The sequence below is a fragment of the Streptomyces sp. NPDC056160 genome (assembly GCF_042268205.1).
Taxonomy (GTDB): Bacteria; Actinomycetota; Actinomycetes; order Streptomycetales; family Streptomycetaceae; genus Streptomyces.
Genome location: NZ_JBHJUW010000133.1, coordinates 1 through 25,262, shown reverse-complemented (window position 1 = coordinate 25,262; position 25,262 = coordinate 1). Strand labels below are relative to the sequence as shown.

The window sequence follows — 25,262 nt, the reverse complement described above, 5'->3', positions numbered from 1 at the left end:
CGACAACGCGGCGAGCGCGCGTGCCAGACGCCGCGGGGCTGGGGGCACCTCCCGGCCGAAGGCCGGGGGAGGGACTTTCGAAACACGCCCCGGCCCGCCCCCGTCCGGCGGGTCAGGGCCTACGCGCCCGGGCCCGCGTTCTCGACGGTGGCCAGGTACAGCTTCACGTACCGGTCCACGTCGATGTCCAGGGCCACGTCGACCAGTCGCTGCTCGCGCGCCTCGCCGTGCAGTTCCGCCTCGCCGGGGCGCGGGCGGCGGTCGACGACCGTCTGGCCGCGCGCCGGACCGGGCGCGAGGTTCACCTCGACCGGCAGCCGGCGCGTGGTCAGCCCCGCCGGGTCGGCGACCGCGCAGACCGCGCCCGCGTCACCGAGCCCGCCCGCCGGGTCCTCCTCGCTCGTCACCGGGTCGCGGTGGGCCAGCAGCCGGCCGGCCAGCCGCTCGCCCGCCTCGGCGCTCGCCCCGAGGCGCCGCACGTCACCGGCCGGGACGATCACCCGCTCGAACACGTCGAGCCCGTACATCGTGATCGGTACCCCGGCGCTCAGCAGGATCGCGGCGGCCTCCGGGTCGTGCCAGACGTTGAACTCGGCGACCGCCGTGGCGTTCCCGGTGGCCACCGCGCCGCCCATGAACACGATCCGCTCGATGTTGCGCGTCACCTCGGGGTGAGTGCGCAGCAGCAGCGCGATGTTGGTCAGGGGCGCGGTGGGGATCAGCGTGACCGGGCGGGGCGAGGCGAGGATCTCGCGGCGCAGCAGCGCCACCGCGTCCACGTCGGCGGGCCGGCGGGCCGGGGCGGGCAGCCCGAGGTCGCCCATGCCGTCCCTGCCGTGCACGTGCAGCGCGGTGCGCACCGGCTCGATCAGCGGGCGCTCGGCTCCCCGCGCCACGGGGATGTCGGGCGCGCCCGCCTGCTCCAGCACGGTCAGCGTGTTCCGCACCACCTGGTCCACGTCCGTGTTCCCCGCCACGCAGGTCACGGCGCGCAGGTCGAGGCCCGGGTGGCGTACGGCGAACAGCAGGGCGAGCGCGTCGTCGACGCCCGTGTCGCAGTCGATGATCACGGGGGTGGCGTCGGAGGTGTACTGCTCGGTCACGGCGGGCTCCCTGGGAGACATGCGTGCGCTGCTTCGTCCCCACCGAGCCTATGCCGCCGTCGCCGCCGGCCCCGCGCCGCGTCGGCCCCTCGCCTCACCCGGACGGCCCGGCGCGGTGGTGGGGGACGCCACCGGGTGGTGCCGTGGGAGGACCGTCCGGTTCGCGCATCGCCCCTTCCTGTGGAGGACCGCCCCATGCCCCGTCCCCCGGCCGTTCGTGTCCTTGCCGCCGCCGTGCTCTGCGCGAGCGCCGTGCCGGCGGTCTCCGCCTGCGGTTCCGGTCAGGCGGGGCAGGCCGCCGGTGCCTCACCCTCCGCCGCCGCGGCCACCCGGCCGGCCGGCCCCGTCTCGCCGGACCCCGCCGCACTCACCGCCGCCCAGGCCCAGGCCGCGCTGCTCACCGAGGACGACCTCGGTGCCACCTGGCGGCCGAGCGAGGGCGTCGCGACCTGGCGGGACGGCATCATCAAGGCACGCACCACCGCCGCGCCCGACTGCCGGCGCCTCCTCGACGCCCTCTACGCCGACCAGCCGCTCGGCGCACCCAAGGGGACGTACGCGGTGACCGGTTTCGACGACGGCGACGGCGCGGCCCAGCTGCGCCAGCAGGTCCTCTCGCCGCGCCCGGCGGACGTGGACCGTTCGCTCGCCTGGCTGCGCACCCTGCCGAAGACCTGCGCCCGGTTCACGGCGACGACCACCCGGGCCGGCGTGCAGACCGTGCGGGTCAGCGACCTGGCGATGCCCGCCGCCGGGGACGCCCGGCAGGGACTGCGGATCACCTTCACCGGGCCGCCGGACGGCTCCGGCTCCGGCTCCGGCGGCGCGGACGTCACCACGCTCTCCGTGGACGTCGTCGCCGTACGCGTGGGCGGCGACGCGTTCGCCCTCACCGACGGCGCCCCGGGCACGCTCCCGTCGGGCGCCACCGACGCGGCGGTCCGGCGGGGCGTGGAGCGCCTGAGGGCCGTCCGCAGCTCAGGCCGCGCCCAGGCCTGAGCGCCGGCCACGACGGCGGCCGGATCACAGGAGTCCCGCAGTCCCGGGAGCCCCGGTCACAGCAGCGGCTGCGCCGGCGCCGGGCCCAGTGTGGTCGTGCCGGGCGCCGTACGGTGGCCCAGACCGGTGCGGTAGGCGTCCAGCGCCGCCTCGACCCGGCCGGTCCGGCGCAGCAGGTCGCCGAGGAGCCGGCACAGGTCGGCCAGGTCACCGGCGGCGCCGGCCCGTTCCAGCAGGCTCAGCGCGCGGACGTAGTGCTCCTCGGCGGCCTCCGCGTCGCGGGCGTCCTCGGCGATGATGCCGAGCAGGCGGTGCGCGGCGGCGGCGTGCATCGCGCCCCGCTCGGAGGAGAGGTCGCCGAGCACGCCCCGCAGCAGTTCCGCGGCCTCCTGCGACCGGCCGCGCCGGTGCAGCACGTCGGCCAGCTCGACGGCGACCTGCCGGGTGTAGAGCCCGGCCCGCTTGGCGGTCAGCATGTCGAGCGCGGCGCGCAACTCCGTCTCGGCACGCTCCAGCTCGCCGTTCTGCGCGCAGACGTAGCCGCGCATCCAGTGGCAGTTGGCGAGCTCGGTGCGCAGCTGGAGGTGCCGGTACAGCTCGGCGGCCTTGGCGAGCGAGGCGTCCGCCTCGGCGATCCGGCCCTCGGCGAGCAGGGTGCGGGCCACCGACCGGTGCATGCGCGCCACCAGCGCGGGATCGCCCGCCTGCGGGGCCAGCGCGAGGGCGAGCTCGGCCGCCTGCGCCGCCCGCGCGTGCGCGCCCATGTCCATGTACGGGCCGATGACGCTCGCGTAGAGCAGGAGCAGGGCGTCGGGGTCGTGCAGCCCGGCTCGGTTGAGTTCGTCGAGCGTGGACTCGAAGAGGTAGACGGCGTAGCGCAGTTCGCCGGTGAGGTAGTGGGAGACGGCACGGCCGCGCAGGGCCGGGACGCGGGCGGTCAGCGGGGCGTCGGCCAGTGCCCGTTCGGAGCGCTCGAAGTACTGCCGTCCGCTCTCCAGCTCGCCGGTCTCCAGGGCGCACTCGCCGAGCCCGAGGAGCGCCTCGGCCTGGATGTCGCCGAGTTCGTGGTCCTCGGCCTCGGCGAGCAGCCCGGCGTAGAGTTCGGCGGCCCTGCCGGTCTCCCCGGTGGCCAGGGTGCGCTGTGCCTCGGTCAGCCGCAGCCGCAGGTCGGTGGCGAGGTGGGCGGGGCGGCCGGTGGCCAGTTCCTCGAAGGCGACGCCCAGCCGGCCGGCGAGGTGCCGCAGCGCGTCGTCGGAGGGGCGCACCCGGCCGGCCTCCAGCGTGGAGACGTAGGCGGGCGTGTACGCGGGCTCCGCCAACTGCCGTTGTGTCATACCCCGTTCACGTCGCAGCCGCTGCACCCTGCGCCCGATGGTCTCCGGGTCGTCCCGCTTCGCCATGCGGTTCATCATGCCAGTAAGCGGACTTACGAAGACCCGCTTCCCTGACTTGACGTCAGACAGGGCCGAACGCCCGGGATTCACGCCAACTGCCCCTTGTTCACTTCCTGTTCCGCCCTCGGCTCCCGTGCCGTTCCCTTCCTGTGCCTCTTCCGGCCGAGCGCTCCCACCCCCTAGGTTGGAGAGAGCGTTAAACCTGCTTAACCCCCCACTGTCGTTCACTGCCGCTGTGAGGTCGGTCGCCTTGCTCGGACGCCCTGTCGCGCCCCCCGGTCGCATCCGTGCACGTCATGTCAGAGCAGTCGGCGCGGCGCTCGTAGCCGTCGCCGCCCTGGTCGCCGCGGCCAACGCGGGCCCCGCCGGCACCACCGGCCCCGATCCCGTGCGGCAGGTCGTCGTCGAGGACCGCTAGGGCGTGTCCTCGTGCGGACCGGGACGCGCAGCAGTGCGCGGGCCGGGACGCGGACCAGGGACGGCCAGGGCACGGGGCCGGAGCCCGGCCTACGAGCCGTCCGGCAGCACCTTGCGCAGCGCCTTGTCCAGGCTGTCGGCCAGGGCCGCGTCGCCCGGCGGGTCAGGGGTGAACAGCCGGCCCAGTCCGGTGGTGAAGGTCTGGGTGAAGGCGCCGTACAGGGGGGTGCGCGGGCGCGGGACCGCGTGCGTGAGGGCGGGGTAGAGGATGCCGCGCGCATAGTCCGGCCGTCCGGCCGCGTCGCGCGGCATCCGGTCCGTGCTCTCCCCGGTGGGTGCCGCCGTCGGCCCCGCGCCCACCGGACACCGCACGTGGTCGTCCACGTACGCCGACGTACGGGTCGCGGCGAACCCGGCGTCCAGCAGGCACCGTTCGCTCTGCGCGCTGGTGAGGTAGGCGATGAGCTGGGCGGCCTTCCCGGCCCGTTCCGAGGAGCGCGCCACCGCCAGGTTCTGCCCGCCGAGCACCGCACGGCCGGGCAGCGCCGCCACACCCACCTGGTCGGCGGAGAAGGTCTGGTGGAGCGTGCCGTAGGCGTACGGCCACTGCCGCAGGAAAGCGGTGCGGCCCCCGGCGAAGTCGCTGAGCGAGGTGGCCTCGTCGGAGGTGAAGGCGTGGTCGAGGGTGTACGGCTTCTCCGTGCGCCGGCGCAGTTCCGCGATGCCGTCGATCAGCTCCTGGCGGCTCGCCGTGTAGTGCCCTGAGCCGTCGGTCAGGGAGAAGTCCTTCGTGGCGGACGCGAACGCCTCGACGGCGTTGACCGTACGGCCCTCGTAGGCGGCGAGCTGGGTCGTCCAGGCCTTCTCGTAGCCCTTGGGCGGGTGCGCGTCCAGGGTGTCGGCGAGGTCGCGCAGATCCGCCCAGGTCGTATCGGCCCCGAGCGTGGTCTGCTGGATGCCCGCCTCGCGCAGGTAGTCGCGCCGGTAGTAGAGCAGCCCCACGTCGGTGTTGAAGGGCACCGCGTAGACCCGGCCCTTCCAGGACGCCGTGGCGGCGACCGAGCCGATGACGTCACCGTCGAGCGTGCTGTCCGGCAGCGGTGCGACCAGCCCGGCCTCGGCGAACTCCGGCACCCAGGTCACGTCCAGGTTCACCACGTCGTAGTCGGCGCTGCCCGACTGCAGGGCGCCCAGCAACTGGCTGCGCTGCTCGTCGGCGGAGCCGGGCAGCTCGACGAGGCGCGCGCGGTAGCCGGTGCTCTCCTTGTCCTGCTGCCGGTTCCAGGCGTCGATGAGCTGCTGCCGGATGCCGTTCTTGCCGGTGACGTCACGGCCGCTGGCGACGACGATGTCACCGGGCACGTCGGCGGCGGGCGACTGCGTCGCGTCGGGGCCGCCGGTGGTGCAGGCGGTGGCGGCGAACAGCAGGGCCAGCACGGCCGACACGACCCGCAGGAGCGGCGCGGCCGGCATCCCGGACACGGCGCGGCGCCGGCCCGTCGCGTGCGACCGCGGCCCCGTCCGCCGGCCCCCGGTCCGCTCCCCCGGCCGTTTCTCCCGTCGGACCACCGGCCGGTCCCCCCACCGGATTCGCGGCCGGTCCGCGCGCCGGCCGTGTCCCCGCCGCATCAGTCCTCCCCCGTCCCCACGCGCGCGACCTCGTCATGCAGACCGGCGCCGAGGTCCTCGCCCACGTCCAGGCAGCGGCCGTGGCTCCCCGCGGCGACCGCCGCGGCCGGGCGGCCCTGGTCGCAGGAGCCGCCGACCAGGGACACCATGTCCACCGGCACCTTGCGCTGCCGTGCCCGCTCCAGCACCTCGGAGAGGTTCTTCCCGGTCAGCCGGTTGTCGTCCTCGTCGTCCGTGATGTACACGATCAGCTGCGGCCGCTTGTCGTCGGCGCCGCGCGCCCCCATGAAGTCGAGCGCGGCGAGCAGCGCCGCGTGCGGATCGGACTCGGCGTCCCGCACGCGCGCCGCCGCGTCGACACGGTGCTCCGCGTCGGTGCGGCGGTGGTGCCCGAAGCCCAGCACCTCGTCGTGGTTGCCGCCGCCGAAGCCGTCGTAGACGCCCCACACGCCGTACTCGTCCTGCGTGCCGAGCCCGCCCAGGGACTGCTTCAGGATGCCGGGCCCGCCGCTGGGCCCCGGCCACCGCGTGTGCATCGAACCGGAGCTGTCGAGGAGGTAGAGGACCCGGCCGGGACCGTTCGCGCTGCGGTACCGCTGGAGTGCCGTGTCCATCGCCGCGCGCCCGGCGGCCCCCGGCAGCGGATCGGCGTCGCGCAGCACCCCGGCGCCGGCGGGCCCGGGATCGAGCAGCGCGTGCCCGGCGCCCGAGGCGGCGCGGAAACCGGCGTCGGCGAACGCGGCGAGCCCGTCCTTGCCGGTGAGCCACGCGTGGAAGCGGTCCACCGCGTCCTTCCGGTCGGCGGCGTCCCGGTCCCCGCCGTCCCAGCCGACCCGCACGAACGTGGGCGTCAGCGCCGGTACGTCGGCGGGGTACTCGCCGGTCCGCGGCACCCGGGTCCGCTGCGCGCAGCCCACCCCGCTGTCGAGCAGGAACTCGGGGACGAGGACGGCCGTACGGCTGTCGGCGCCGTGGTCGGCCGGCAGCGAGCACAGCAGGGCGGCGGCCGTCGCGGCGGGCGGTCCCGTACCGCGGACGCCCTGCTCGGCGGCGCGTGGATCGGCGCCGCCACCGTAGAGGCCGATCGTCGCCAGCAGCGCGGAGTCGGTGACCTCCGGGTCGGCGCGCAGCACCCCGGTGCCCGGGGCCCGCTTGTGCAGGTCCGCGATCAGCCGGGACAGCGGCTGCCCGGCGCGCTCCCCCGCGCTCTCCCCGGCCGTCTTCCCCGGCACCGCCAGCACCATCGGCGAGTACGCGAACGGCTGCGGGTCGGGGTGCAGTCCGACGAAGGTGCGCCCGGTCGGATCGGTGGTCACCCGGGCCACGTCCGTCACGGAGGCGGGGATCCAGACGTCCGGCTGCGGCCCGACGTCCCGCTGCGGGTTGGTGTCCTCCTCGCGCGGCTCCTGCCAGGCGTCGGTCTGCTGGCGCAGCGCCGTGACCGCCGCGCTCGCACCCGCGCTGTAGACGGTGATGCCGGTACGGCGGCAGCCGTGCCCGTCGGTGTCGGCCCCCGCGGTGAGGTAGGCGTCCGCGGCCGTGCGCACCGCCGGCTCCAGGTCGGGGTCGGTCAGCACCCGCAGTTCGAGGGGCGGCCGGCACTCGTGGACGCCCCCGGCGCCGATGAACCGGTGCCCGGCGTAGCCGACACCGGCGAGCGCGACGACGAGCGCGGCGATCAGCACGGCCCGGCCCAGCAGCCCGAACCGCACGAACCACCGTACGACCGCGCCGAACAGCGCCCCGACGGCCCCGATCAGCGCGTGGACGGCACGGCGCAGGGCCGCGAGCACCCGCCGGAGCAAGGGTTTTGACGGCTCCCGGTCCTGCTGCTCGCGCTCACCCAGCGGCGCTGGGGGCGGGCCCGGCGACGCTCCGGGGGAGGGTTCCGGCGTCGGCTGCGGCAACGAGGGCTCGTCCGACGACGGACGCGAGGGTGAGCCCGGCGACGGGGGAGAGGACGATTCCGGCGGCGCCGCATGCAGGGACGGCGAGGGAGACGGGGACGCGGACGGGGAGGGAGAGGAGGACGGGACGGAGGAGGGGGAGGGAGAGGAGGACGGAGAGGAGGACGGAGGTAAGTCCGTCGAGGGGGCCGTGGCCGGCGGCGGGGACGAGGGCGAGTCCGGCACCGTGAGCGGAACCGGCGCCACCGGGTCCGGATCGACCGGCCGGGCCCCCGCCAGCAGCACGTCCGTGTCCGGCGCGGCGGCGAGCTGCGGCTCCCACGGGTCCCCGAAGACGGTCGTGAGACCCGCCCCGAGCATCTGCGCGCGCAGCCGCCCGAAGACTTCGAGCAGCGACAGTTCCTCGCCCGACGCCAGGAGCCGGACGAGTGCGCCGGTGAACGGGGTCGGCCCCGCGTCGTCCCCGGAGTCGATCAGCCGGTTGGACTGGACGCTCATCAGCAGCAGGATCTTCTGCCGGCCGGGGAAGTCGTGCCACACCTTGGCCGCGTTGCCCGCGTAGCAGCAGTCGAGGATCACCACGATCCGCTCGGCGCCGCTCCCGGCGAGCACGGTGAGCACCTCGGTGAACGAGGTCGCGTTGGGGAAGACCGCCTGCGCGCCCGCGACCACGCGCGCGTTGCGCATCTGGAGGAACAGCTCGTTGCCCGCGCTCGGCACGGCGCCGTGCCCGGCGAAGTAGCACAGCAGCAGGCCCTCGGCCTCGTGGGCCGCCTTGCGCAGGTCCTCGCCGAAGTCGTCGTGGGACGGTGAACGGCAGTCCGTGATCTCCCGGTCCTCGAACACGCCACCCCGCAGGGCCTGCCGCAGCCGGCTGACGTTGTTGCGGACGGCGGGCAGCTGACCGGCCACCCCGTCCCACGCGGCCGGTTTCGTGTGCTCGTACTCCGACACGCCGACCAGCAGCGCCCGATTCACCCGCCCCCGCGGGTCGAAGCGGCTCACGGGGCTACTCCCCGCCGGGGTTCACCGGATCGACGCGTTCCTCGGGGGGCGGCCCGGGCTCCACCCGGCGGCGGTTCTCCCGCCAGGCCGCCACCGCCCTCCTCGTCTGCTCCAGCAACTCGCCGAACACCACCTCGGCGCCCGCGCCGACCAGGACCAGCAGGATCTCCATGCCGGCGCCCATGTGCCCGGACGGCGTGTCGGAGCGCGGCTGTTCGAGGATCCGCAGCCGCCCGTCGGCCACCAGGTCCTCCAGCGGGTTCTCCCGCTCCAGCCACGCCTTCAGCGCATCGATGTCCCGGTTGCTCGCACTTCCGTCCAGCCGGACCCGGATACCTCGGCCGGCCACGCCCTCCCCCTCAGCCATAACTCATCATTCTGGCACCGCGCGCGGGCCCTGGGGAGGGGGCGGACGCGTCGGACACCGATCCCTCACGCCCGCGCGCCGGCGCCCCGTCAGCTCCCCGCCCTCCCCGGCTCCGCCCTCAGCCCCGCGCCGTCTGCAATTGCCGCAGCTGGCGCCGTACATGGTCCAGCGCGCCCTGCTGCCGACCGGGCACCCGCCCGCGCAACTCGGCCAGCAGCGGCCCGAGTTGCCGGGCCCGCTCCGGATCGCGGATTTGGCCCCACTGGTGGTGCGCCCGGTCCACGGCGGCCTCGACCTGCACCGCACCGGCACCCTGCCCCATGGCCAGCCGGGTCGCGGCGACGGACAGCCAGGCACGGCAGCTGCCCGCCGCGTCGCCCGCGAACATCGCGAGGTCGGCGCGGACCTCGCTCCAGTGCAGCGCCTCCTCCGAGGCCGCCCCGTGCTCCCGTACGGCGTCCTGCTCCCAGCGCGCGGCGAGCGCGTCGGCCTCCTCGTGCCGCCCGGACTCCACCCAGGCCGCGATGGAGGCGTGCGGGTCGGCCGCCGCCGGCCGACCCGCGGCGAGCACGAGACCGGGACCGCCGGAACTCCCGCGCCCCCCGGCCCCGGCCCCTTCCTCCACGGCCAGCCGCGCCAGCGCCTGCTCGTGCAACTCGTCCACCGGCGGCCGGTGCCCGCTGCGCAGGATCGTCGCCACCGCCTTCATGTAGGCGGGCGCGGCCACCGCGCGCCGGGCGGGCGGCGGGGCGATCCTGCCGTACACGGCGATGTTGCGGCCGGTGTCCAGGGGGCGCTCGGCCAGCTGCCGCCAGCTCTCCTGGTCGGCGTACAGGTCCGCCACGACGGTGGTCGTGCCGTCGGGGCGCAGCCGCAGCTCCTCGCGCAGCCAGTGCCAGGGCAGGGCGGTGTAGCGGACGGTCGCCGCGGTGGTGCGGGCGAGCGCCAGGTGCGGCAGGCTCTGGCGGCGGTCGAGCTGGAGCTGGCCGGTGACGAAGACGGTCAGCGGTCCCGGCGCCGCCGCCGCGGCCCGCAGCCGGGAGAGTACGGCCTGCGGCTCCAGCGGGTCGGCGAGTTCGACGACGCTCGCGGTCGGGGTGCCGGACAGCACGGCGGGCTCGACGGCGGCCAGCACCGGCAGCACGGAGGCCGCGTCGACCAGACGGCCCCTGCCCACGGGCGAGGCCGCGAGCAGCAGCACGGTTCCGGGCATGGTCCCCCCGCGGTGATCCGGTCGTCGGTCGCGTACCTCTGCACCGTAACCGCTGCTGGTACGAGGGCGGGTGCCGGACCGTGGAACATCCGCGTCCGCCGATGTGCCGCCATGCCGCCGATGTCCCCTCCGACTTGCCAGGGCCGCCTCCCAGGTGTGCTCTGGTAGGCGGGGGAGAGGAGAGAGGAGCGCTCTCATGGTTCACGCGGCACCCGTGTCCGGCCGCACCGCAGGCACCCGCGCCCGGCACCCGAGGACACCCGACATCTTCGACGCCCGCGCCCACCACGTCGCCCGGTGGGCGGGCCCCTTCGCCATCGGCCTCGTCTACGGCTACTGGGCCGCCGCCAACCGGCGCTCCGGCGGGCCGATCACGGTGGGGAACGTGGTGTTCGGCTTCGTGACCGCGGTCGTGTTCACGCTGCTCATGGCGGGCGTGCTGACCCTGGCCTCCCGGCTGCCGCGCGAACTGCACGCCTTCCTGTGGTTCCTCTTCACCGGCGCGGCCTTCGGGTTCCTCTACGACCAGTCCGGGCAGTCCGTCCTGCTGACCATCGGCCTGTCCCTGGCCTTCGGGGTGGCCGTGGGCCTGATCTGCTTCTACTGGGTCTACACGCACGAGGACGCCAAGGGCCGCCGCATCGACTGACGCCGCCCTCGCCGTCCGGCAGGCAACCGCAGCCCTGGGTCCCGGACCGGCACACCGGGACCCACGGCTCTGCCCGTGCGGCTCCCGCTGTCTCCGTCCTCCCGCTGTCTCCGTCCTCCCACTGCTCCCGCTCCTCCTACGCTGCGTCGTCACCCGAATGCCGTGCGCCACTCGCGCGGCCGTCGCCGGGAGACTTCGCTGGGAGGGTGACCCGACGCCTGCGCAGCGGCCTGTCGGCCGTGCTGATCGTCCTCTCCTGCCTGCTCGTGCCGTTCGGCGCGCTGACGGCCTGGGCGACGTACGGGCTCGCCGACACCGGCCGCTACGTCACCACGATGGCGCCCCTGGCCGCCGACCCGGACGTGCGCGAGGCGATCGCGGACACGGTCGGCAACGGCATCGTGGAGGAGATCGGCCGGGAGACGGACGCCCGGGTGCTGCGCGCGACCGTGGCGCCCTTCGTGCACGACGCGGTCCGCTCGTTCACCCAGACCTCGGCGTTCCGCACCGCCTGGAACGAGGGCAACCGGGTCGCCCACGACGCCGTCCTGCGGGCCCTGCGGGACGGACAGGAGGGGCCGGACGGGCAGGACGACCGCGACCACCCCGTCACCGTCGATCTCGCCCCGGTCACCGCCCAGGTCAAGGCCCAGCTCGCCCAGGACCACGTGCCGCTCGCCGACCGCATCCCCGTCGAGCACACCGAGGTCGCCCTGCTCCCGGCCCAGGACGTGGGCCGCATGCGGAAGGGATTCCACGTGCTCGAAGTCGCCGGCTTCTGGCTGCCCGTCTCGGCCGTCGCGTTCGCCGTCGCGGGCATCGCCCTGGCCGCCCGCCGCCGCCGGGCCGTCACCGCGACCGCGCTCGGCACCGCCCTGGGCGGCGCGCTGCTCGCCCTGGCGCTCGCCGTGGGCCGCGCCCTGACCCTCTCCGACCTGCCCCAGGAGGTCTCGCAGCCCGCCGTGGGCGCCGTCTACGACGCCCTGACGTCCACGCTGCGCACGACTTCCTGGCTGCTGGTGGCCCTGGGCCTGACCGTGGCCGCCCTGACCTGGCTCACCCGCCGCCGCCCGGTACGCACCCGTCCCCGCCCCGGCGCCGGCCCGCGGCCCCGCGGCCGCCTCCGGCTCCTGCTCCGCCTCGGCCGGCGCGGCCGGGCGCCCGAGGCGCAGACCCCGCCCCAGCAGCAGGAACCGACCCGGGTCGAGGCCTGACGGGCGCGCGGGCCCTCAGGCACGTGCGGCAGGCCACGCCCGGCCGCTCTTGACACGGCCCGGCCGCCGTCCCTCTCCCGTGGCCGGGATCGCCCCCGAGGGCCGCTAACCTTACGTGTCCGTCCTGGCCAGGGATTGACGGGATCAACTCACGCGAAGGGTTGCGCACATGGGCATTCTCACTCGCCTGCGGAACGCGTTCGGCCGGTCACGCAAGGGGCGTACGGCCGAGGCAGAGGGTGCGGAGCAGGTTCCGACGACCCGGGAGGCGGCCCCGGCGCCCGCACAGGAGCCGACACCGAAGGTCCCGGCCCCGGCCCCGGAGCCCGCCCCGGCCCCCGTCGCCCACGTCCCGGACCAGCGCACACCCGCCGACGACGAGCACGAACTGGTGGCAGCGGCCTTCGACAACGTCACGGTCCCGAAACCGGCGGCGCCGGCAGAGACGGCTGAACCGGCAGAGACGACGGAGACGGCTGAACCGGCGGAGACGACGGAGACGGCTGAACCGGCGGCGGCGGAAGAACCGGCAGAGTCGGCCGGACCGGCAGAGTCGGCCGGACCGGCAGAACCCACGCAACCGCAGGCGCTGCCGGAGCCGGCGGAACCCACAGAGCCGCAGGCACTGACGGAGCCGGCGGAACCGACGGCGGCGGAAGAACCACCGGCAGCACCGCCGCACGGACCGGCACACGCCGAGGAGCCCGAACCGGCGGCTCAGCCGGAGCAGCCCGCACGGCCCTCGAAGTCCGCAGCAGCGGACCAGGCCCCCGAGCCCCCGCGAGCCGCCGACGGCGAGGAGGCCCCCGAGGGGCCGACCGCACCTGACGACGAAGGCCGCACGGGTGCTGCGAGTGGGAAGGACGACCCGGCCGAAGGCGAAGCCGCCCCCGGGCCCGCCACCGGCCCCGCCACCGCTTCCGCCCCCGAAACCCCCGCCAAACCCGCCACTCCGCTCCCCCGCCTGAAGTCCCGCGCCCCGGGCCTCGCTCCGGCCTACAAGGCCGCCACCGCCGCCCTCAAGAAGCACGACCTCACCGGCGCCCGCGCCGAGGTCCACCTCGTCCTCGACCGCTCCGCGTCCATGCGCCCGTACTACAAGGACGGCTCCGCGCAGACCCTCGCGGAGCGGACCCTGGCCCTCGCGGCGCACCTCGACCCCGAGGCCACGGTCCACGTGACGTTCTTCTCCACGGAGGTGGACGGCACCACCGACCTCACCCTCGCCGACCACGAGGGCCGGATCGACGAGGTGCACGGCACGCTCGGCCGCATGGGCCGCACCAGCTACCACGCCGCCGTGGAGGCGGTCCTGGCCCACCTCGACCAGCACGGCAGGGCGCCGCAGGCCCCCGTCCTGGTGGTCTTCCAGACGGACGGCGCCCCCGACGCCAAGACCCCCGCCACCCAGGCCCTCACCGAGGCCGCGGCGAGCCACCCCGGCGTCTTCTTCTCGTTCGTCGCCTTCGGCGAGCACGAGAACAAGGCCTTCGACTACCTCCGCAGGCTGAAGAGCGCCAACGCGTCCTTCTTCCACGCCGGCCCCGCGCCCCGCGAGCTGACGGACAAGGAGCTGTACGAGGGCGTACTGGCCGCCTGGCGCCCGTAACGCACCGCAGCCACCGCACGACACCCCGCGCCGTCCGCTTCCCAGCACGTAGAACGGGAAGCGGACGGCGCGGCCGTGTCGGCTACGATTTCAAGGTTCGTAGACGAATCGGACGGCCGCAGGAGACCGCCCGCCGTCACCCCACGTAGCGACTTGGGAGCAGCCCGCGATGGCTCGACACCTCATCACCAGCGCCCTTCCGTACATCAACGGGATCAAGCACCTGGGCAACATGGTGGGGTCCATGCTCCCGGCGGACGTCTACGCGCGCTACCTGCGCCGGCGCGGCCACGAGGTGCTGTACATCTGCGCCACGGACGAGCACGGCACCCCCGCGGAGCTGGCCGCCAAGGAACGGGGCATCCCCGTCGCCGAGTTCTGCGCGCAGGCGCACGACGCCCAGAAGGCCGTGTACGACGGTTTCGCGCTCGCCTTCGACTACTTCGGCCGGAGTTCCTCCCCGGAGAACGTGGAGATCACGCAGCACTTCGCCCGCAGGCTGCACGAGAACGGCTTCATCGAGGAGCGTTCGATCCGCCAGGTGTACAGCCCGGCCGACGGCCGCTTCCTGCCGGACCGCTACGTGGAGGGCACCTGCCCGCACTGCGGCTACGACAAGGCGCGCGGCGACCAGTGCGAGAACTGCACCCGCGTGCTGGACCCGACGGACCTGATCGACCCGCGCAGCGCCATCTCGGGCTCGACGGACCTGGAGGTCCGCGAGACCAAGCACCTCTTCCTGCTCCAGTCCAAGCTGCAGCACGAGGTCGAGGAGTGGGTGGCCCGCCACGAGGCCGACTGGCCGCAGCTGGCCTCCTCCATCGCCCGCAAGTGGCTGACCGAGGGCCTGCACGACCGCGCGATCACCCGCGACCTGGACTGGGGCGTCCCCGTCCCGGCGGACACCTGGCCGGAGCTGGCGGCCGAGGGCAAGGTCTTCTACGTGTGGTTCGACGCGCCCATCGAGTACATCGGCGCGACGAAGGAGTGGGCGGACAAGGACCCGGGCAACCGCGACTGGAAGTCGTGGTGGTACGAGGCCGACGACACCGTCCGCTACACGGAGTTCATGGCGAAGGACAACGTCCCCTTCCACACCGTGATGTTCCCGGCGACGGAACTCGGCGTGCGTGAGCCGTGGAAGAAGGTCGACTACGTCAAGGCCTTCAACTGGCTGACGTACTACGGCGGGAAGTTCTCCACCTCGCAGAAGCGGGGCGTCTTCACCGACCAGGCCCTGGAGATCCTCCCGGCGGACTACTGGCGCTACTTCCTCATCGCCAACGCGCCCGAGTCGGACGACTCCTCCTTCACCTGGGAGCACTTCACGGCCACGGTGAACAAGGACCTGGCCGACACCCTGGGCAACTTCGTCAACCGCGTGCTGTCCTTCTCCAAGAAGCGCTTCGGCGCCGAGGTCCCGGCCGGCGGTGCGCCGGGCGAGGCGGAGGCGCGGCTGGGCGAGGAGATCGCCCGGCTGCTCGCCGAGTACGAGGAGCAGATGGAGACGCTCCAGTTCCGCAAGGCCGCCGCGGCCCTGCGCGCCCTGTGGTCGGCCGGCAACTCCTACCTGGAGGAGAAGGCCCCCTGGCTGGAGATCAAGACCGACCAGGACGGCGCGGCCCTGACCCTGCGCACGGCGATGAACCTGATCCACCTGTACGCGGTGGTCTCCGAGCCCCTCATCCCCACCACGGCCAAGGCGATGCGCGCCGCGTTCGCCCTCGCCGACGACACGGCGACCTGGGTCACCCCCGAGGAGGCGAAGTCGCTGGACGCGCTGGCCGCGGGCACCCCCTTCACGGTCCCCCCGGTCCTGTTCGCCAAGCTCACCGAGGACGACCTGGCCGCCTACAAGGAGCGCTTCGGCGGCGAGCCGCAGTAGTCCCTCCCGCCCCGGGCACACGGGGTGCGAAAACGGCGAGGCGGTCCGGAACCCACATCGGTTCCGGACCGCCTCGCCGTTGCGCGGCCTACTTCGGCTGCGGCTTGCGCACCGTCAGGTGCAGTTCGCGCAGGCGGGACTCGTCCAGTTCGGTCGGGGCGCCCATCATCAGGTCCTGGGCGTTGCCGTTGAGCGGGAAGGCGATCGTCTCGCGGATGTTCGGCTCGTCCGCCAGGAGCATGACGATGCGGTCCACGCCCGGGGCGATGCCGCCGTGCGGCGGGGCGCCGAAGCGGAAGGCGCGGAGCATGCCGGCGAACTTGTCCTCGACGGTCTCGCGGTCGTAGCCCGCGATTTCGAAGGCCTTGAGCATGATGTCCGGCTCGTGGTTCCGGATGGCACCGCTGGACAGCTCGACGCCGTTGCAGACGATGTCGTACTGCCAGCCCAGGATGGACAGCGGGTCCTGGGTCTCCAGGGCCTCCAGGCCGCCCTGCGGCATCGAGAACGGGTTGTGCGAGAAGTCGATCTTCCCGGTCTCCTCGTCCTTCTCGTACATCGGGAAGTCGACGATCCAGCAGAAGCGGAAGACGTCCTCCTCGAAGTGCCCCGCCCGCTTGGCGGCCTCGACCCGCACGGCGCCCATGATCTTCGAGACCTCGTCGAACTCGCCCGCGCCGAAGAACACCGCGTGACCGGCGGCCAGGGACAGCCGCTTGGTCAGCTCGGCGACGTTCTCCTCGGTGAGGAACTTCGCGATGGGGCCGGTCAGCGAACCGTCCTCGGCCACCCGCACCCAGGCCAGGCCCTTGGCGCCCAGCGAGACCGCGTAGTCACCCAGCTGGTCGAAGAACTTGCGCGGCTGGTCCTGGACCGCCGGCACCGGCAGCGCGCGCACGTGCTTGCCGGCGAACGCCTTGAACTCCGAGCCCTCGAAGACGTCCGTGATGTCGACCAGCTCCAGCTTGGCGCGCAGGTCCGGCTTGTCGGAGCCGTACTTGAGCATCGCCTCGCGGAACGGGATGCGCGGGAAGGGGGAGGTGACGTGACGGCCGCCGCCGAACTCCTCGAACAGCTCGGTCATCAGCTGCTCGATGGGACGGAACACGTCCTCCTGCTCGACGAAGCTCATCTCGACGTCGAGCTGGTAGAACTCGCCCGGCGACCGGTCCGCGCGGGCGTCCTCGTCGCGGAAGCAGGGCGCGATCTGGAAGTAGCGGTCGAAGCCGGAGATCATCAGCAGCTGCTTGAACTGCTGCGGCGCCTGCGGCAGGGCGTAGAACCGGCCCGCGTGGACCCGGGAGGGGACGACGTAGTCGCGGGCGCCCTCGGGGGAGGTGGCGGACAGGATCGGCGTCGCCATCTCGTTGAAGCCGAGCGCGACCATCTTCTGCCGGATCGCGGAGATCACGGCCGTCCGCAGCATGATGTTGCGGTGCATGCGCTCGCGGCGCAGGTCCAGGAAGCGGTACTCCAGGCGCCGCTCCTCGTTGACCCCGTCCTCCGCGTTGATCGTGAAGGGCAGCGGGGCGGCGGCGCCGAGCACCTCGACCTCGCCGACCTCGACCTCGACCTCGCCGGTGGGCAGGTCGGTGTTCACGTTCTCGGTTCCACGTGAGACAACGCCGCCGTCGACCCGGACGACCGTCTCCTTGGACAGCTTGTCCAGCGCCTCGTACGCGGGCGTGCCGGGACGGGCGACGAGCTGCGTGATGCCGTGGTGGTCGCGCAGATCGATGAAGAGGATGCCGCCCAGGTCGCGCCGATTGTGCAGCCAGCCACTCAGCCGGACGTCGGTGCCGACGTCAGAGGCGCGGAGCTCGCCGCAGGTGTGGGACCTGTACCGATGCATCGTCGTTCATCCAGTCTTCGCGGATCGGGGGATCACCGGGCGGGCACGGCCCGGACCCACCCAGCCTACCGGCCGAGGGGAGATCGCCTCTCCCCCATATCACGGCCCACGCCGCCGGCCGTGATCCCGGCGTCCCCACCGGCCCGTTCGCGGGCACCCCGGGCCCGCACGCCCGTACGCCTTCGGTGGCAGTGTTCGAGAGCCTCTTCTTACAGTGGGGCAATGCGCACTGGTGAGCCCCTGCCCGCCGTGGGGGACGTCCTGGCCGCCCTCGCGACCGGGCTGTGGCACTGGGACACCTCCACCGGGCTGGTCGCGGTCGACGCCGAGGCGGCACGGCTGCTCGGGCTGCCCGCCGAGGGCGCCACCCTCACCGAGGCCCAGGTGCGCGCCCGCCTGCACCCGGTCGACTGGAACGAGATCACCGGCGTGGTCCGGCTCGCCGCCGCCGAAGGCACCCTCGCCGAGGTGCGCATCCGGATCATGGACGAGCGGGGCCGGATCATCCGCGTGGTCCGCAGCCGCTCCCGCCCCGCCTACGACTCCCGCAAGAAGGCCTACGAACTGATCGGCACCCTCCAGGAGGTCACCGAACCCACGCCCGGCTCCCCGGCCGGGCGCAGCGCCGTCACCGGCGACTGGCGGCGCTCACGGGAGGCGTTCCTGCTGGACGCGGGCCGCGCCCTGGCCGAGGCGCGCTCCACCGCGGAGGTGCTGCGGGTCGCGGCCGGCCTGTCGATGCCCGGCTTCTCACCCGACGGCCTGGCCGTCTTCGGCGTGGAGGCCGACCACCTGACGATCATCGGCCACCACGGGCAGCAGGAGGGCGACGAGGTCCCCTTCGTGCACATGGCCCTGGAGACCGACTACCCGGCCGCCGAGGTGGTCCGCACCGGACGGGCCGTCTACCTGGCCTCCCCCGAGGAGTACCAGGCCCGCTACCCGCTCACCTGGAAACTGGCCCAGCGCTTCGAGCGCCGCTCCTGGGCGTTTTTGCCGCTGACCGCCTCGGGCCACACCATGGGCGCCTGGATGGCCGCCTTCACCTATCCGGTCGCCTTCACGCCCGACGAACGCTCGGTGCTGACCACGGTGGCCCGCATGCTCGCCCAGGCCCTCTCCCGCGCCGGGACGGCCGAGACCGAGCGTGCGCTGAGCGAGGGCCTGCAGCGCTCGATGATGCCCACGACCGGCCCCGCCGTCCCCGGCATGGACGTGGCGGCCCGCTACGTCCCCACCGGCGGCGGCCTCCAGGTCGGCGGCGACTGGTACGACGTGATCCCGCTGCCCGGCGGCCCCTCCCGGACCCGAACGAAAGCCGGCGCGGGACGGTTCGCCCTGGTCATGGGGGACGTCCAGGGCCACGACGTACGCGCCGCCGGCCTGATGGGCCAGCTGCGCATCGCCCTGCGCGCCTATGCCTCCGAGGGCCACCGCCCGGACGCGGTCCTCACCCGCGCCTCCCGCTTCCTGCACGGCGTCGTCGACGACAGCGCCGACGACGACCTCGCCGACCTGCGCTTCGCGACCTGCCTGTACGCCGAGGTCGACCCCCGCACCGGCATCCTGGAGGTCGCCCGCGCCGGGCACCCCGACCCGGTGATCCGCATGGCGGACGGCACGGTGCTGCTGCGCCCGACGGCGGGCGGGCTGCCGCTGGGCGTCGACCCGGACGCCGACTACCCCACCACCCGGTTCGTCCTGGAACCGGGCGAGACCATGATGCTCTGCACCGACGGCCTGATCGAGACCGGCGGCCACGACCTGGACACCGGCTGGCAGCGCATCCGCACCATCCTGGAGCAGCACGACGGCGACACCGAGGAGCTGGCCGACGCGCTCGTCCAGGCCGTGCACGGGCCGTCCTCGCACCACACCACCGGCCCGCTCGCCGACCGCCGCGAGGACGACATCGCCGTCCTGCTGCTGAGCCGGCTCCACGACGGCCACGGCGGCGCCGTCACCGCCCGGCCGGAGATCCGGCGCACCCTGCTGACCGTGGCGCAGGCCGAGCCGGAGCGGATCGCGCTGGCCCGCCAGCAGCTGCGGGAGCTGCTGCACGACTGGTCGTCCGCCGACCAGGTGGACTCGGCGGTGCTGCTGCTGTCCGAGACGCTGACCAACGTGCTCGTGCACACCGACACCGACGCGCTGCTGCTGGCCGAGGTGAGCGGCGAACGGGGCGAGCGGCGGTTGCGGGTGGAGGTCACCGACGCCGGCGACGACCTCCCGCACAAACGCAGACCGGGCGAGCTGGCCTCCTCCGGGCGGGGCCTGGTCCTGATCGAACTGCTCGCGGACGCCTGGGGGGTCGAACCGCGGGGGGTGGGCAAGAGCATCTGGTTCGAGCTGTACGAGCCCCCGCACCCCAAGCTGTGACCGGCCGGCACCCCGGCCGGCCCGCGGGACCCCTCGGGCCGCCGCTACGAGAACCGCTGCCGCAGCTCGTGCGCGATCCCCGACGCCGCCGCCGTCAGCGGCACCGCCAGCAGCATCCCGACGATCCCCGCGACCGACGCCCCCGCGGTGATGGCCAGCAGCACCGCCGCCGGATGCAGCTGCACGGTCCGGCTCTGGATCACCGGCTGCAGCACGTGCCCCTCCAGGACCTGCACGGCCAGCACCACGCCGAGCGCCCACAGCGCGACGGCGAACCCCCGGTCGGCGAGCGCGACCAGCACGGACACCGTCCCGGAGATGAACGCCCCCAGGTAGGGGATGTAGGCCCCGACGAAGACCAGCGCGCCCAGCCCGATCGCGCCCGGCACGTCGAGCAGCAGCAGACCGACGGTGATGCACACGGCGTCGATGAACGCGATCAGCGTGGTCCCGCGCATGAAGCCCTCGACTGCGGCGAAAGCCCGCCGGGCCATGGCCTCCGCCGCATCGGCGCTCCCGCCCGGCGCCAGCGAACGCAGCGTGTCGAGCGCCCGGCCCGAGTCACGCAGGAAGAAGAAGACGAGCAGCAGCGCCAGCACCGCCATCGCCATGTACTCGGCGACCACACTGACCCCGCTGATCACGTTGGAGACCGCCGTCCCGCCGAACTTGGACAGCAGCTGCCTGGCATGGGCGGCGAGGTCGTCGAGCGAGGTGCCGGCCGCCCCGAAGTGCGAGGCGAGCGACTTCGCCGCGCGCTCCAGGGAGGAGGCGATCTGCGGCCCGCTGTCGATCAGCGCGAGCGCCACGATGTAGCCGACGCCGCCGACGACGACCAGGACGGCGGCACACGTGATCCCGGCCGCCACCGAACGGTTCACCTTCGCCCGCACCAGCCGCCGGAACAGGGGCCGCAGCAGCGCGGTCCCGAGCAGCGCGAGCAGCACCGGCGTGACCGTCGTACGGAAGGCCACGCACAGCCGCACCACGATCCACACCACACCGGAGACGAGCAGCGCGACGGCGCACCAGGCGGCAAGGCGCCGGACGGGCTCGGGCAGCAGTCGCACCCCACCAGCGGACCACGCGCCGGGCGGGCTGTCCTGCACGGACGGCCCGCCCGGGTGACCCCGCGCCCGCGCGGGGCGCGGCTCAGTCCTGCGGACCGCTGCCGGTCATGCCGTGGACGGCCGGGACGGAGCCCAGCCGCCCCTTCTGGAAGTCCTCGAAGGCCTGCTGGAGTTCTTCCCTGGTGTTCATGACGAACGGGCCGTAGTGCGCCATCGGCTCACGGATCGGCTGCCCGCCCAGCAGGACGACCTCCAGGTCCGGCGTACGGGAGTCCTGCTTCTCGTCCGCGCGGACGGTCAGCGAACCGCCGGCGCCGAAGACGGCGGTCTGGCCGACCTGGACCGGCCGGCGCTCGGCGCCCACCGTGCCGCGCCCGGCGAGGACGTAGGCCAGCCCGTTGAAGTCCTCCCGCCAGGGCAGGGTGACCTCCGCGCCCGGCGCGAGCGTCGCGTGGATCATGGTGATCGGCGTGTGCGTGACGCCGGGACCCTGGTGGCCGTCCAGCTCACCGGCGATGACCCGCAGCAGCGCGCCGCCGTCGGGGGAGGTGAGCAGTTGGACGCTGCCCCCGCGGATGTCCTGGTACCTCGGGGCCATCATCTTGTCCTTGGCCGGCAGGTTCACCCACAGCTGGAGGCCGTGGAAGAGGCCGCCGGACATGACCAGGGACTCCGGCGGCGCCTCGATGTGCAGCAGTCCGCTGCCCGCCGTCATCCACTGGGTGTCGCCGTTGGTGATGGTGCCGCCGCCGCCGTTGGAGTCCTGGTGGTCGAAGACGCCGTCGATGATGTAGGTGACGGTCTCGAAGCCGCGGTGCGGGTGCCAGGGGGTGCCCTTGGGCTCACCGGGCGCGTACTCCACCTCACCCATCTGGTCCATCATGATGAACGGGTCGAGATGGCGGTAGTTGATCCCGGCGAACGCCCGGCGCACCGGGAAGCCCTCGCCCTCGAAACCGCTCGGCGCGGTCGTGACGGCGAGCACGGGGCGTGCCACGGCGTCGGCCGGCGCGGCCACACGGGGCAGCGCCAGCGGGTTCTCGACGGTCACTGCAGGCATGTCGGTACCTCCTTGTGCGCTCACTCTAGTTGAGCGTTCAACTTTCTGCCAGCCACAACGGAGGACGGCCCCGGGGCATTCCCGGACTCACGACACGGTTCTGCCGCTCAGCGCCCCCAGCCGGTCAGCGCGCTCACCGCGGGCGCCACCAGCATCACGCCGATGAAGAGCAGCACGCCCCCGACACCCACCGCGAAGGCCGTCCCGCCGACCAGCCGGCCGGTGGTGTCGCGGCCGAACACCGCGGCCTCCGGGTCCGCGGGGTCGTAGAGGATCTCCGCCCCTTCGGCTCCGCTCCCCGCCCCGCGCCACTCCCGGGTCAGCCCGTCGGCGTCGACGTACGTGTAGACGTGGTGCTCGGACGGCTCGTCGCCCCCGTGCACGGCGTAGGAGCGCCTCAGCCGGGCCGGCACCGCGATCCCGCGCGCCCGCAGCACCCGGGCCCGCCGGACCAGCCCCGCCCCGCCCGCCACGGCGACGACAGCGGGCGCGATCACCAGCGGAGCCGCCAGCCAGCCGAAGACGGCCCCGGCCGCCGCCCCCCTCACCAGGAGGGCGGCGGCCACGAGCACGTAGACCGCCCCGGCGGCCCGTCCCGCTCCCCGGTGCGGCGCGGGCGCCCACCGCTTCAGCCGCTCCTCGCGCACCTGCTCCGGCCCGTCCGGGCGGGGATCACCGCTCGCGCGCGCGGGCAGCCTGCGACCGAGGGCGTCGGCGAAGGCGCGCACGGCGGCGGCGTCGCGGCAGGTGAGGGAGTACGCGGCCGGCGGCTCGGCACCGGCGGCGGTCAGCACGACGGTCAGCGTGCGCCCGCCGGCCCCGCCGACGAGCACGCGTTCGATCGCCGCCACGGGTATGCGGCGGCGCAGCAGCCGGGCGTCGAGCAGGAGCTCACCCGGGCACAGCCGGGCAGCGCTGCGCCGCCGTCCGTACAGGACCGGCGGCGCGGTGTCGAAGGAGGTCACGGGGGCACCCTAGGAGCGCCCCCCGGGCGGAAGGAGCGGTTCAGCCGTACATGCGGCGCATCGCGAAGTCGACCATCTGCTCGACCGCCTTCGCGTCGAAGACCATCCGGTGCTCGCCCTCCATGTCGAGCACGAAGCCGTACCCGGTGGGCAGCAGGTCGATCACCTCCGCGCCGGTGATCACGAAGTACTTGGACTCCTTGCCGGCGTAGCGGCGCAGTTCCTTGAGCGAGGTGAACATCGGGATCACCGGCTGCTGGGTGTTGTGCAGTGCGAGGAAGCCGGGGGTGTCGCCGCGCGGGCAGTACACCTTGGAGGTGGCGAAGATCTGCTGGAAGTCCTCGGCGGCCATCTGCCCGGTGGTGAAGGCGCGCACCGCGTCGGCCAGCGACGGAGGAGACGGCTCCGGATACAGCGGCGGCTGCTGCCCGTACCCGCCGACGCCTCCGGGCATCTGCTGCTGCGGCGGGACGTATCCCTGCTGTGCGCCCGCGCCCGCGCTCTGGTCGTAGCCGTACATGGACGCAAGAGTACTGAGTCACAGATGGCCCGCTCGGGGTTGCTTCTTATTACCGACGGGTAGCATCATCGGAGTTACTAGTTGGTACGTGAACCGGATGCGAGGAGCCAGTGCCTCGCCGAGTCCTCAACGGGAGCCGTGGCCATGGGGCACTACAAGTCGAATCTCCGTGACATCGAGTTCAACCTCTTCGAAGTGCTCGGGCGCGACAAGCTGTACGGCAGCGGCCCGTTCGAGGAGATGGACACCGAGACCGCCAAGTCCGTCCTGGCGGAGCTGACGCGCCTCGCGGAGAACGAGCTGGCGGAGTCCTTCGCGGACGCCGACCGCAACCCGCCGGTCTTCGACCCGCAGACCAGCACCGCGCCGGTCCCGGCGAGCTTCAAGAAGAGCTACAAGGCCTTCATGGACTCGGAGTACTGGCGCCTGGGCCTGCCCGAGGAGATCGGCGGCACCACTGCCCCGCCGTCCCTGATCTGGGCCTACGCGGAGCTGATCCTCGGCGCCAACCCGGCCGTCTGGATGTACTCCTCCGGCCCGGCGTTCGCCCGCATCCTCTTCGAGGAGGGCACCGAGGAGCAGAAGAAGGCCGCCAGGGTCGCGGTCGAGAGGACCTGGGGCTCCACGATGGTGCTCACCGAGCCCGACGCGGGCTCCGACGTGGGCGCCGGCCGCACCAGGGCCGTCCAGCAGGAGGACGGCTCCTGGCACATCGAGGGCGTGAAGCGCTTCATCACCTCCGGTGAGCACGACATGGAGGAGAACATCCTCCACTACGTCCTCGCCCGCCCCGAGGGCGCGGGACCCGGCACCAAGGGCCTGTCCCTCTTCCTGGTCCCGAAGTACCTCTTCGACTTCGAGACCGGCGAGCTGGGCGAGCGCAACGGCGTCTACGCCACCAACGTCGAGCACAAGATGGGCCTGAAGGCCTCCAACACCTGCGAGATGACCTTCGGCGACCGCCACCCCGCCAAGGGCTGGCTGATCGGCGACAAGCACGACGGCATCCGCCAGATGTTCCGCATCATCGAGTTCGCCCGCATGATGGTCGGCACGAAGGCGATCTCCACCCTGTCGACCGGCTACCTCAACGCGCTGGAGTACGCCAAGGAGCGCGTCCAGGGCCCGGACCTCGCCGACTTCATGGACAAGACGGCGCCCAAGGTCACCATCACCCACCACCCCGACGTGCGCCGCTCGCTGATGACGCAGAAGGCGTACGCGGAGGGCATGCGCGCCCTCGTCCTCTACACCGCCTCCGTCCAGGACGCGATCGCGGTCAAGGAGGCGAACGGCGAGGACGCCAAGGCCGAGCACGCGCTGAACGACCTGCTCCTGCCCATCGTCAAGGGCTACGGTTCCGAGAAGGGCTACGAGCAGCTCGCCCAGTCCCTGCAGATCTTCGGCGGCTCCGGCTTCCTGCAGGAGTACCCGATCGAGCAGTACATCCGCGACGCCAAGATCGACACCCTGTACGAGGGCACCACCGCGATCCAGGGCCAGGACTTCTTCTTCCGGAAGATCGTCCGCAACCAGGGCGCCGCGCTGAACTCGCTCGCCGAGGACATCAAGCAGTTCCTGGCCCTGGCCACGGGCGGCGAGGAGCTGGCGGGCGCCCGTGAGCACCTGGCCAAGGCCGCCGTCGAGCTGGAGGCCGTCGTCGGCCTGCTGCTGACCGACCTCGCCGCCACCGAGCAGGACGTCAAGAACATCTACAAGGTGGGCCTGAACACCACCCGCCTGCTGCTGGCCTCCGGTGACGTGGTCGTCGGCTACCTGCTGCTCAAGGGCGCCGCGATCGCCGCCGAGAAGCTCGAGACCGCCTCCGCCAAGGACCGGGCCTTCTACACCGGCAAGATCGCGGCGGCGAAGTTCTTCGCGGCCAACGTCCTGCCCGGCGTCACCCTGGCCCGCAAGCTGGCCCAGAACGTCGACCTGGACCTGATGGAGCTGGACGAGGCCGCCTTCTAGCCACCGCCGCCCCGCCCAGGGGTTCACCCGGGGTCCCGCCGAGGGGTCCGCTCC

General features: G+C 73.6%; 19 protein-coding genes. 8 read left to right on the top strand and 11 right to left on the bottom strand.

Annotation, left to right across the window (positions count from 1 at the left end; translation table 11 throughout):
- Nucleotides 1-119: 119 nt before the first annotated feature.
- A complete protein-coding gene (locus ACFC02_RS33850; RefSeq protein ID WP_360966222.1) occupies nucleotides 120-1,103 on the bottom strand; it encodes a nucleoside hydrolase in 984 nt (327 codons plus the stop codon).
- Nucleotides 1,104-1,298: 195 nt separating this feature from the next.
- Between ACFC02_RS33850 and ACFC02_RS33845 the strand changes: the two genes are divergently transcribed.
- A complete protein-coding gene (locus ACFC02_RS33845) occupies nucleotides 1,299-2,102 on the top strand; it encodes a hypothetical protein (protein WP_376365617.1) in 804 nt (267 codons plus the stop codon).
- A 56-nt stretch (nucleotides 2,103-2,158) separates the two neighbouring features.
- On the opposite strand, the gene ACFC02_RS33840 is transcribed toward ACFC02_RS33845, so the two are convergent.
- A complete protein-coding gene (locus ACFC02_RS33840) occupies nucleotides 2,159-3,502 on the bottom strand; it encodes a tetratricopeptide repeat protein (protein WP_376365615.1) in 1,344 nt (447 codons plus the stop codon).
- 244 nt (nucleotides 3,503-3,746) lie between these two features.
- Between ACFC02_RS33840 and ACFC02_RS33835 the strand changes: the two genes are divergently transcribed.
- Nucleotides 3,747-3,914: a hypothetical protein gene (locus ACFC02_RS33835; protein WP_376365613.1), complete on the top strand. Its 168-nt coding sequence runs from the start codon at nucleotides 3,747-3,749 to the stop codon at nucleotides 3,912-3,914.
- Between the two features lie 89 nt (nucleotides 3,915-4,003).
- Here ACFC02_RS33835 and ACFC02_RS33830 read toward each other — a convergent pair whose 3' ends face one another.
- The 4 genes from ACFC02_RS33830 to ACFC02_RS33815 all read right to left on the bottom strand — a co-directional run bounded on the left by ACFC02_RS33830 (nucleotide 4,004) and on the right by ACFC02_RS33815 (nucleotide 10,034).
- Nucleotides 4,004-5,386 carry an extracellular solute-binding protein gene (locus tag ACFC02_RS33830; protein ID WP_376365611.1) on the bottom strand — a complete coding sequence of 461 codons (1,383 nt, stop codon included), beginning with the start codon at nucleotides 5,384-5,386 and terminating at the stop codon, nucleotides 4,004-4,006.
- A gap of 155 nt (nucleotides 5,387-5,541) precedes the next feature.
- Complete coding sequence (locus ACFC02_RS33825; protein ID WP_376365609.1) at nucleotides 5,542-8,454, bottom strand: substrate-binding domain-containing protein; 2,913 nt, start codon at nucleotides 8,452-8,454, stop codon at nucleotides 5,542-5,544.
- Between the two features lie 4 nt (nucleotides 8,455-8,458).
- Complete coding sequence (locus ACFC02_RS33820) at nucleotides 8,459-8,821, bottom strand: hypothetical protein (RefSeq protein WP_360966240.1); 363 nt, start codon at nucleotides 8,819-8,821, stop codon at nucleotides 8,459-8,461.
- Between the two features lie 118 nt (nucleotides 8,822-8,939).
- Nucleotides 8,940-10,034: a hypothetical protein gene (locus ACFC02_RS33815; protein ID WP_376365607.1), complete on the bottom strand. Its 1,095-nt coding sequence runs from the start codon at nucleotides 10,032-10,034 to the stop codon at nucleotides 8,940-8,942.
- Nucleotides 10,035-10,230: 196 nt separating this feature from the next.
- Between ACFC02_RS33815 and ACFC02_RS33810 the strand changes: the two genes are divergently transcribed.
- The 4 genes from ACFC02_RS33810 (at nucleotide 10,231) to metG (ending at nucleotide 15,391) form a co-directional block, all read left to right on the top strand.
- Nucleotides 10,231-10,683: a hypothetical protein gene (locus ACFC02_RS33810; protein ID WP_376365605.1), complete on the top strand. Its 453-nt coding sequence runs from the start codon at nucleotides 10,231-10,233 to the stop codon at nucleotides 10,681-10,683.
- 206 nt (nucleotides 10,684-10,889) lie between these two features.
- Nucleotides 10,890-11,897: a hypothetical protein gene (locus tag ACFC02_RS33805; protein ID WP_376365603.1), complete on the top strand. Its 1,008-nt coding sequence runs from the start codon at nucleotides 10,890-10,892 to the stop codon at nucleotides 11,895-11,897.
- A gap of 169 nt (nucleotides 11,898-12,066) precedes the next feature.
- On the top strand, nucleotides 12,067-13,506 hold the full coding sequence (locus ACFC02_RS33800; RefSeq protein WP_376365601.1) for a VWA domain-containing protein: 1,440 nt from the start codon (nucleotides 12,067-12,069) through the stop codon (nucleotides 13,504-13,506).
- Nucleotides 13,507-13,675: 169 nt separating this feature from the next.
- Complete coding sequence (gene metG / locus ACFC02_RS33795; protein WP_376365599.1) at nucleotides 13,676-15,391, top strand: methionine--tRNA ligase; 1,716 nt, start codon at nucleotides 13,676-13,678, stop codon at nucleotides 15,389-15,391.
- Nucleotides 15,392-15,479: 88 nt separating this feature from the next.
- Here metG and aspS read toward each other — a convergent pair whose 3' ends face one another.
- The gene (gene aspS, locus ACFC02_RS33790) at nucleotides 15,480-17,243 is read right to left on the bottom strand and encodes an aspartate--tRNA ligase (RefSeq protein WP_376365597.1); all 1,764 of its coding nucleotides are present in this window, start codon (nucleotides 17,241-17,243) and stop codon (nucleotides 15,480-15,482) included.
- Between the two features lie 222 nt (nucleotides 17,244-17,465).
- Between aspS and ACFC02_RS33785 the strand changes: the two genes are divergently transcribed.
- Nucleotides 17,466-19,622: a SpoIIE family protein phosphatase gene (locus ACFC02_RS33785; RefSeq protein WP_376365595.1), complete on the top strand. Its 2,157-nt coding sequence runs from the start codon at nucleotides 17,466-17,468 to the stop codon at nucleotides 19,620-19,622.
- A 44-nt stretch (nucleotides 19,623-19,666) separates the two neighbouring features.
- Here ACFC02_RS33785 and ACFC02_RS33780 read toward each other — a convergent pair whose 3' ends face one another.
- The 4 genes from ACFC02_RS33780 to ACFC02_RS33765 all read right to left on the bottom strand — a co-directional run bounded on the left by ACFC02_RS33780 (nucleotide 19,667) and on the right by ACFC02_RS33765 (nucleotide 23,237).
- Entirely contained in the window at nucleotides 19,667-20,692 is a 1,026-nt protein-coding gene (locus tag ACFC02_RS33780; RefSeq protein ID WP_376365593.1) for an AI-2E family transporter, read from the bottom strand.
- A gap of 82 nt (nucleotides 20,693-20,774) precedes the next feature.
- A complete protein-coding gene (locus ACFC02_RS33775) occupies nucleotides 20,775-21,752 on the bottom strand; it encodes a pirin family protein (protein ID WP_376365592.1) in 978 nt (325 codons plus the stop codon).
- Between the two features lie 107 nt (nucleotides 21,753-21,859).
- Nucleotides 21,860-22,717, bottom strand: coding sequence for a hypothetical protein (locus tag ACFC02_RS33770; protein ID WP_376365590.1), 858 nt, complete (start codon nucleotides 22,715-22,717; stop codon nucleotides 21,860-21,862).
- Nucleotides 22,718-22,757: 40 nt separating this feature from the next.
- Nucleotides 22,758-23,237 (bottom strand): SseB family protein, encoded by a 480-nt coding sequence (locus ACFC02_RS33765; RefSeq protein WP_360966271.1) that lies wholly within the window; start codon nucleotides 23,235-23,237, stop codon nucleotides 22,758-22,760.
- A 144-nt stretch (nucleotides 23,238-23,381) separates the two neighbouring features.
- On the opposite strand from ACFC02_RS33765, the gene ACFC02_RS33760 reads away from it, so the two are divergent.
- A complete protein-coding gene (locus tag ACFC02_RS33760; RefSeq protein ID WP_376365588.1) occupies nucleotides 23,382-25,208 on the top strand; it encodes an acyl-CoA dehydrogenase in 1,827 nt (608 codons plus the stop codon).
- Nucleotides 25,209-25,262: the final 54 nt, after the last annotated feature.

What these genes read in the sequence shown, in the direction of transcription:
- ACFC02_RS33845 (WP_376365617.1), top strand. Translation starts at nt 1,299, where the DNA reads ATGCCCCGTCCCCCGGCCGTTCGTGTCCTTGCCGCCGCCGTGCTCTGC.
- ACFC02_RS33840 (WP_376365615.1), bottom strand. Translation starts at nt 3,502, where the DNA reads ATGGCGAAGCGGGACGACCCGGAGACCATCGGGCGCAGGGTGCAGCGG.
- ACFC02_RS33830 (WP_376365611.1), bottom strand. Translation starts at nt 5,386, where the DNA reads ATGCCGGCCGCGCCGCTCCTGCGGGTCGTGTCGGCCGTGCTGGCCCTG.
- ACFC02_RS33820 (WP_360966240.1), bottom strand. Translation starts at nt 8,821, where the DNA reads ATGGCTGAGGGGGAGGGCGTGGCCGGCCGAGGTATCCGGGTCCGGCTG.
- ACFC02_RS33815 (WP_376365607.1), bottom strand. Translation starts at nt 10,034, where the DNA reads ATGCCCGGAACCGTGCTGCTGCTCGCGGCCTCGCCCGTGGGCAGGGGC.
- ACFC02_RS33810 (WP_376365605.1), top strand. Translation starts at nt 10,231, where the DNA reads ATGGTTCACGCGGCACCCGTGTCCGGCCGCACCGCAGGCACCCGCGCC.
- ACFC02_RS33800 (WP_376365601.1), top strand. Translation starts at nt 12,067, where the DNA reads ATGGGCATTCTCACTCGCCTGCGGAACGCGTTCGGCCGGTCACGCAAG.
- metG (WP_376365599.1), top strand. Translation starts at nt 13,676, where the DNA reads ATGGCTCGACACCTCATCACCAGCGCCCTTCCGTACATCAACGGGATC.
- aspS (WP_376365597.1), bottom strand. Translation starts at nt 17,243, where the DNA reads ATGCATCGGTACAGGTCCCACACCTGCGGCGAGCTCCGCGCCTCTGAC.
- ACFC02_RS33785 (WP_376365595.1), top strand. Translation starts at nt 17,466, where the DNA reads ATGCGCACTGGTGAGCCCCTGCCCGCCGTGGGGGACGTCCTGGCCGCC.
- ACFC02_RS33775 (WP_376365592.1), bottom strand. Translation starts at nt 21,752, where the DNA reads ATGCCTGCAGTGACCGTCGAGAACCCGCTGGCGCTGCCCCGTGTGGCC.
- ACFC02_RS33765 (WP_360966271.1), bottom strand. Translation starts at nt 23,237, where the DNA reads ATGTACGGCTACGACCAGAGCGCGGGCGCGGGCGCACAGCAGGGATAC.
- ACFC02_RS33760 (WP_376365588.1), top strand. Translation starts at nt 23,382, where the DNA reads ATGGGGCACTACAAGTCGAATCTCCGTGACATCGAGTTCAACCTCTTC.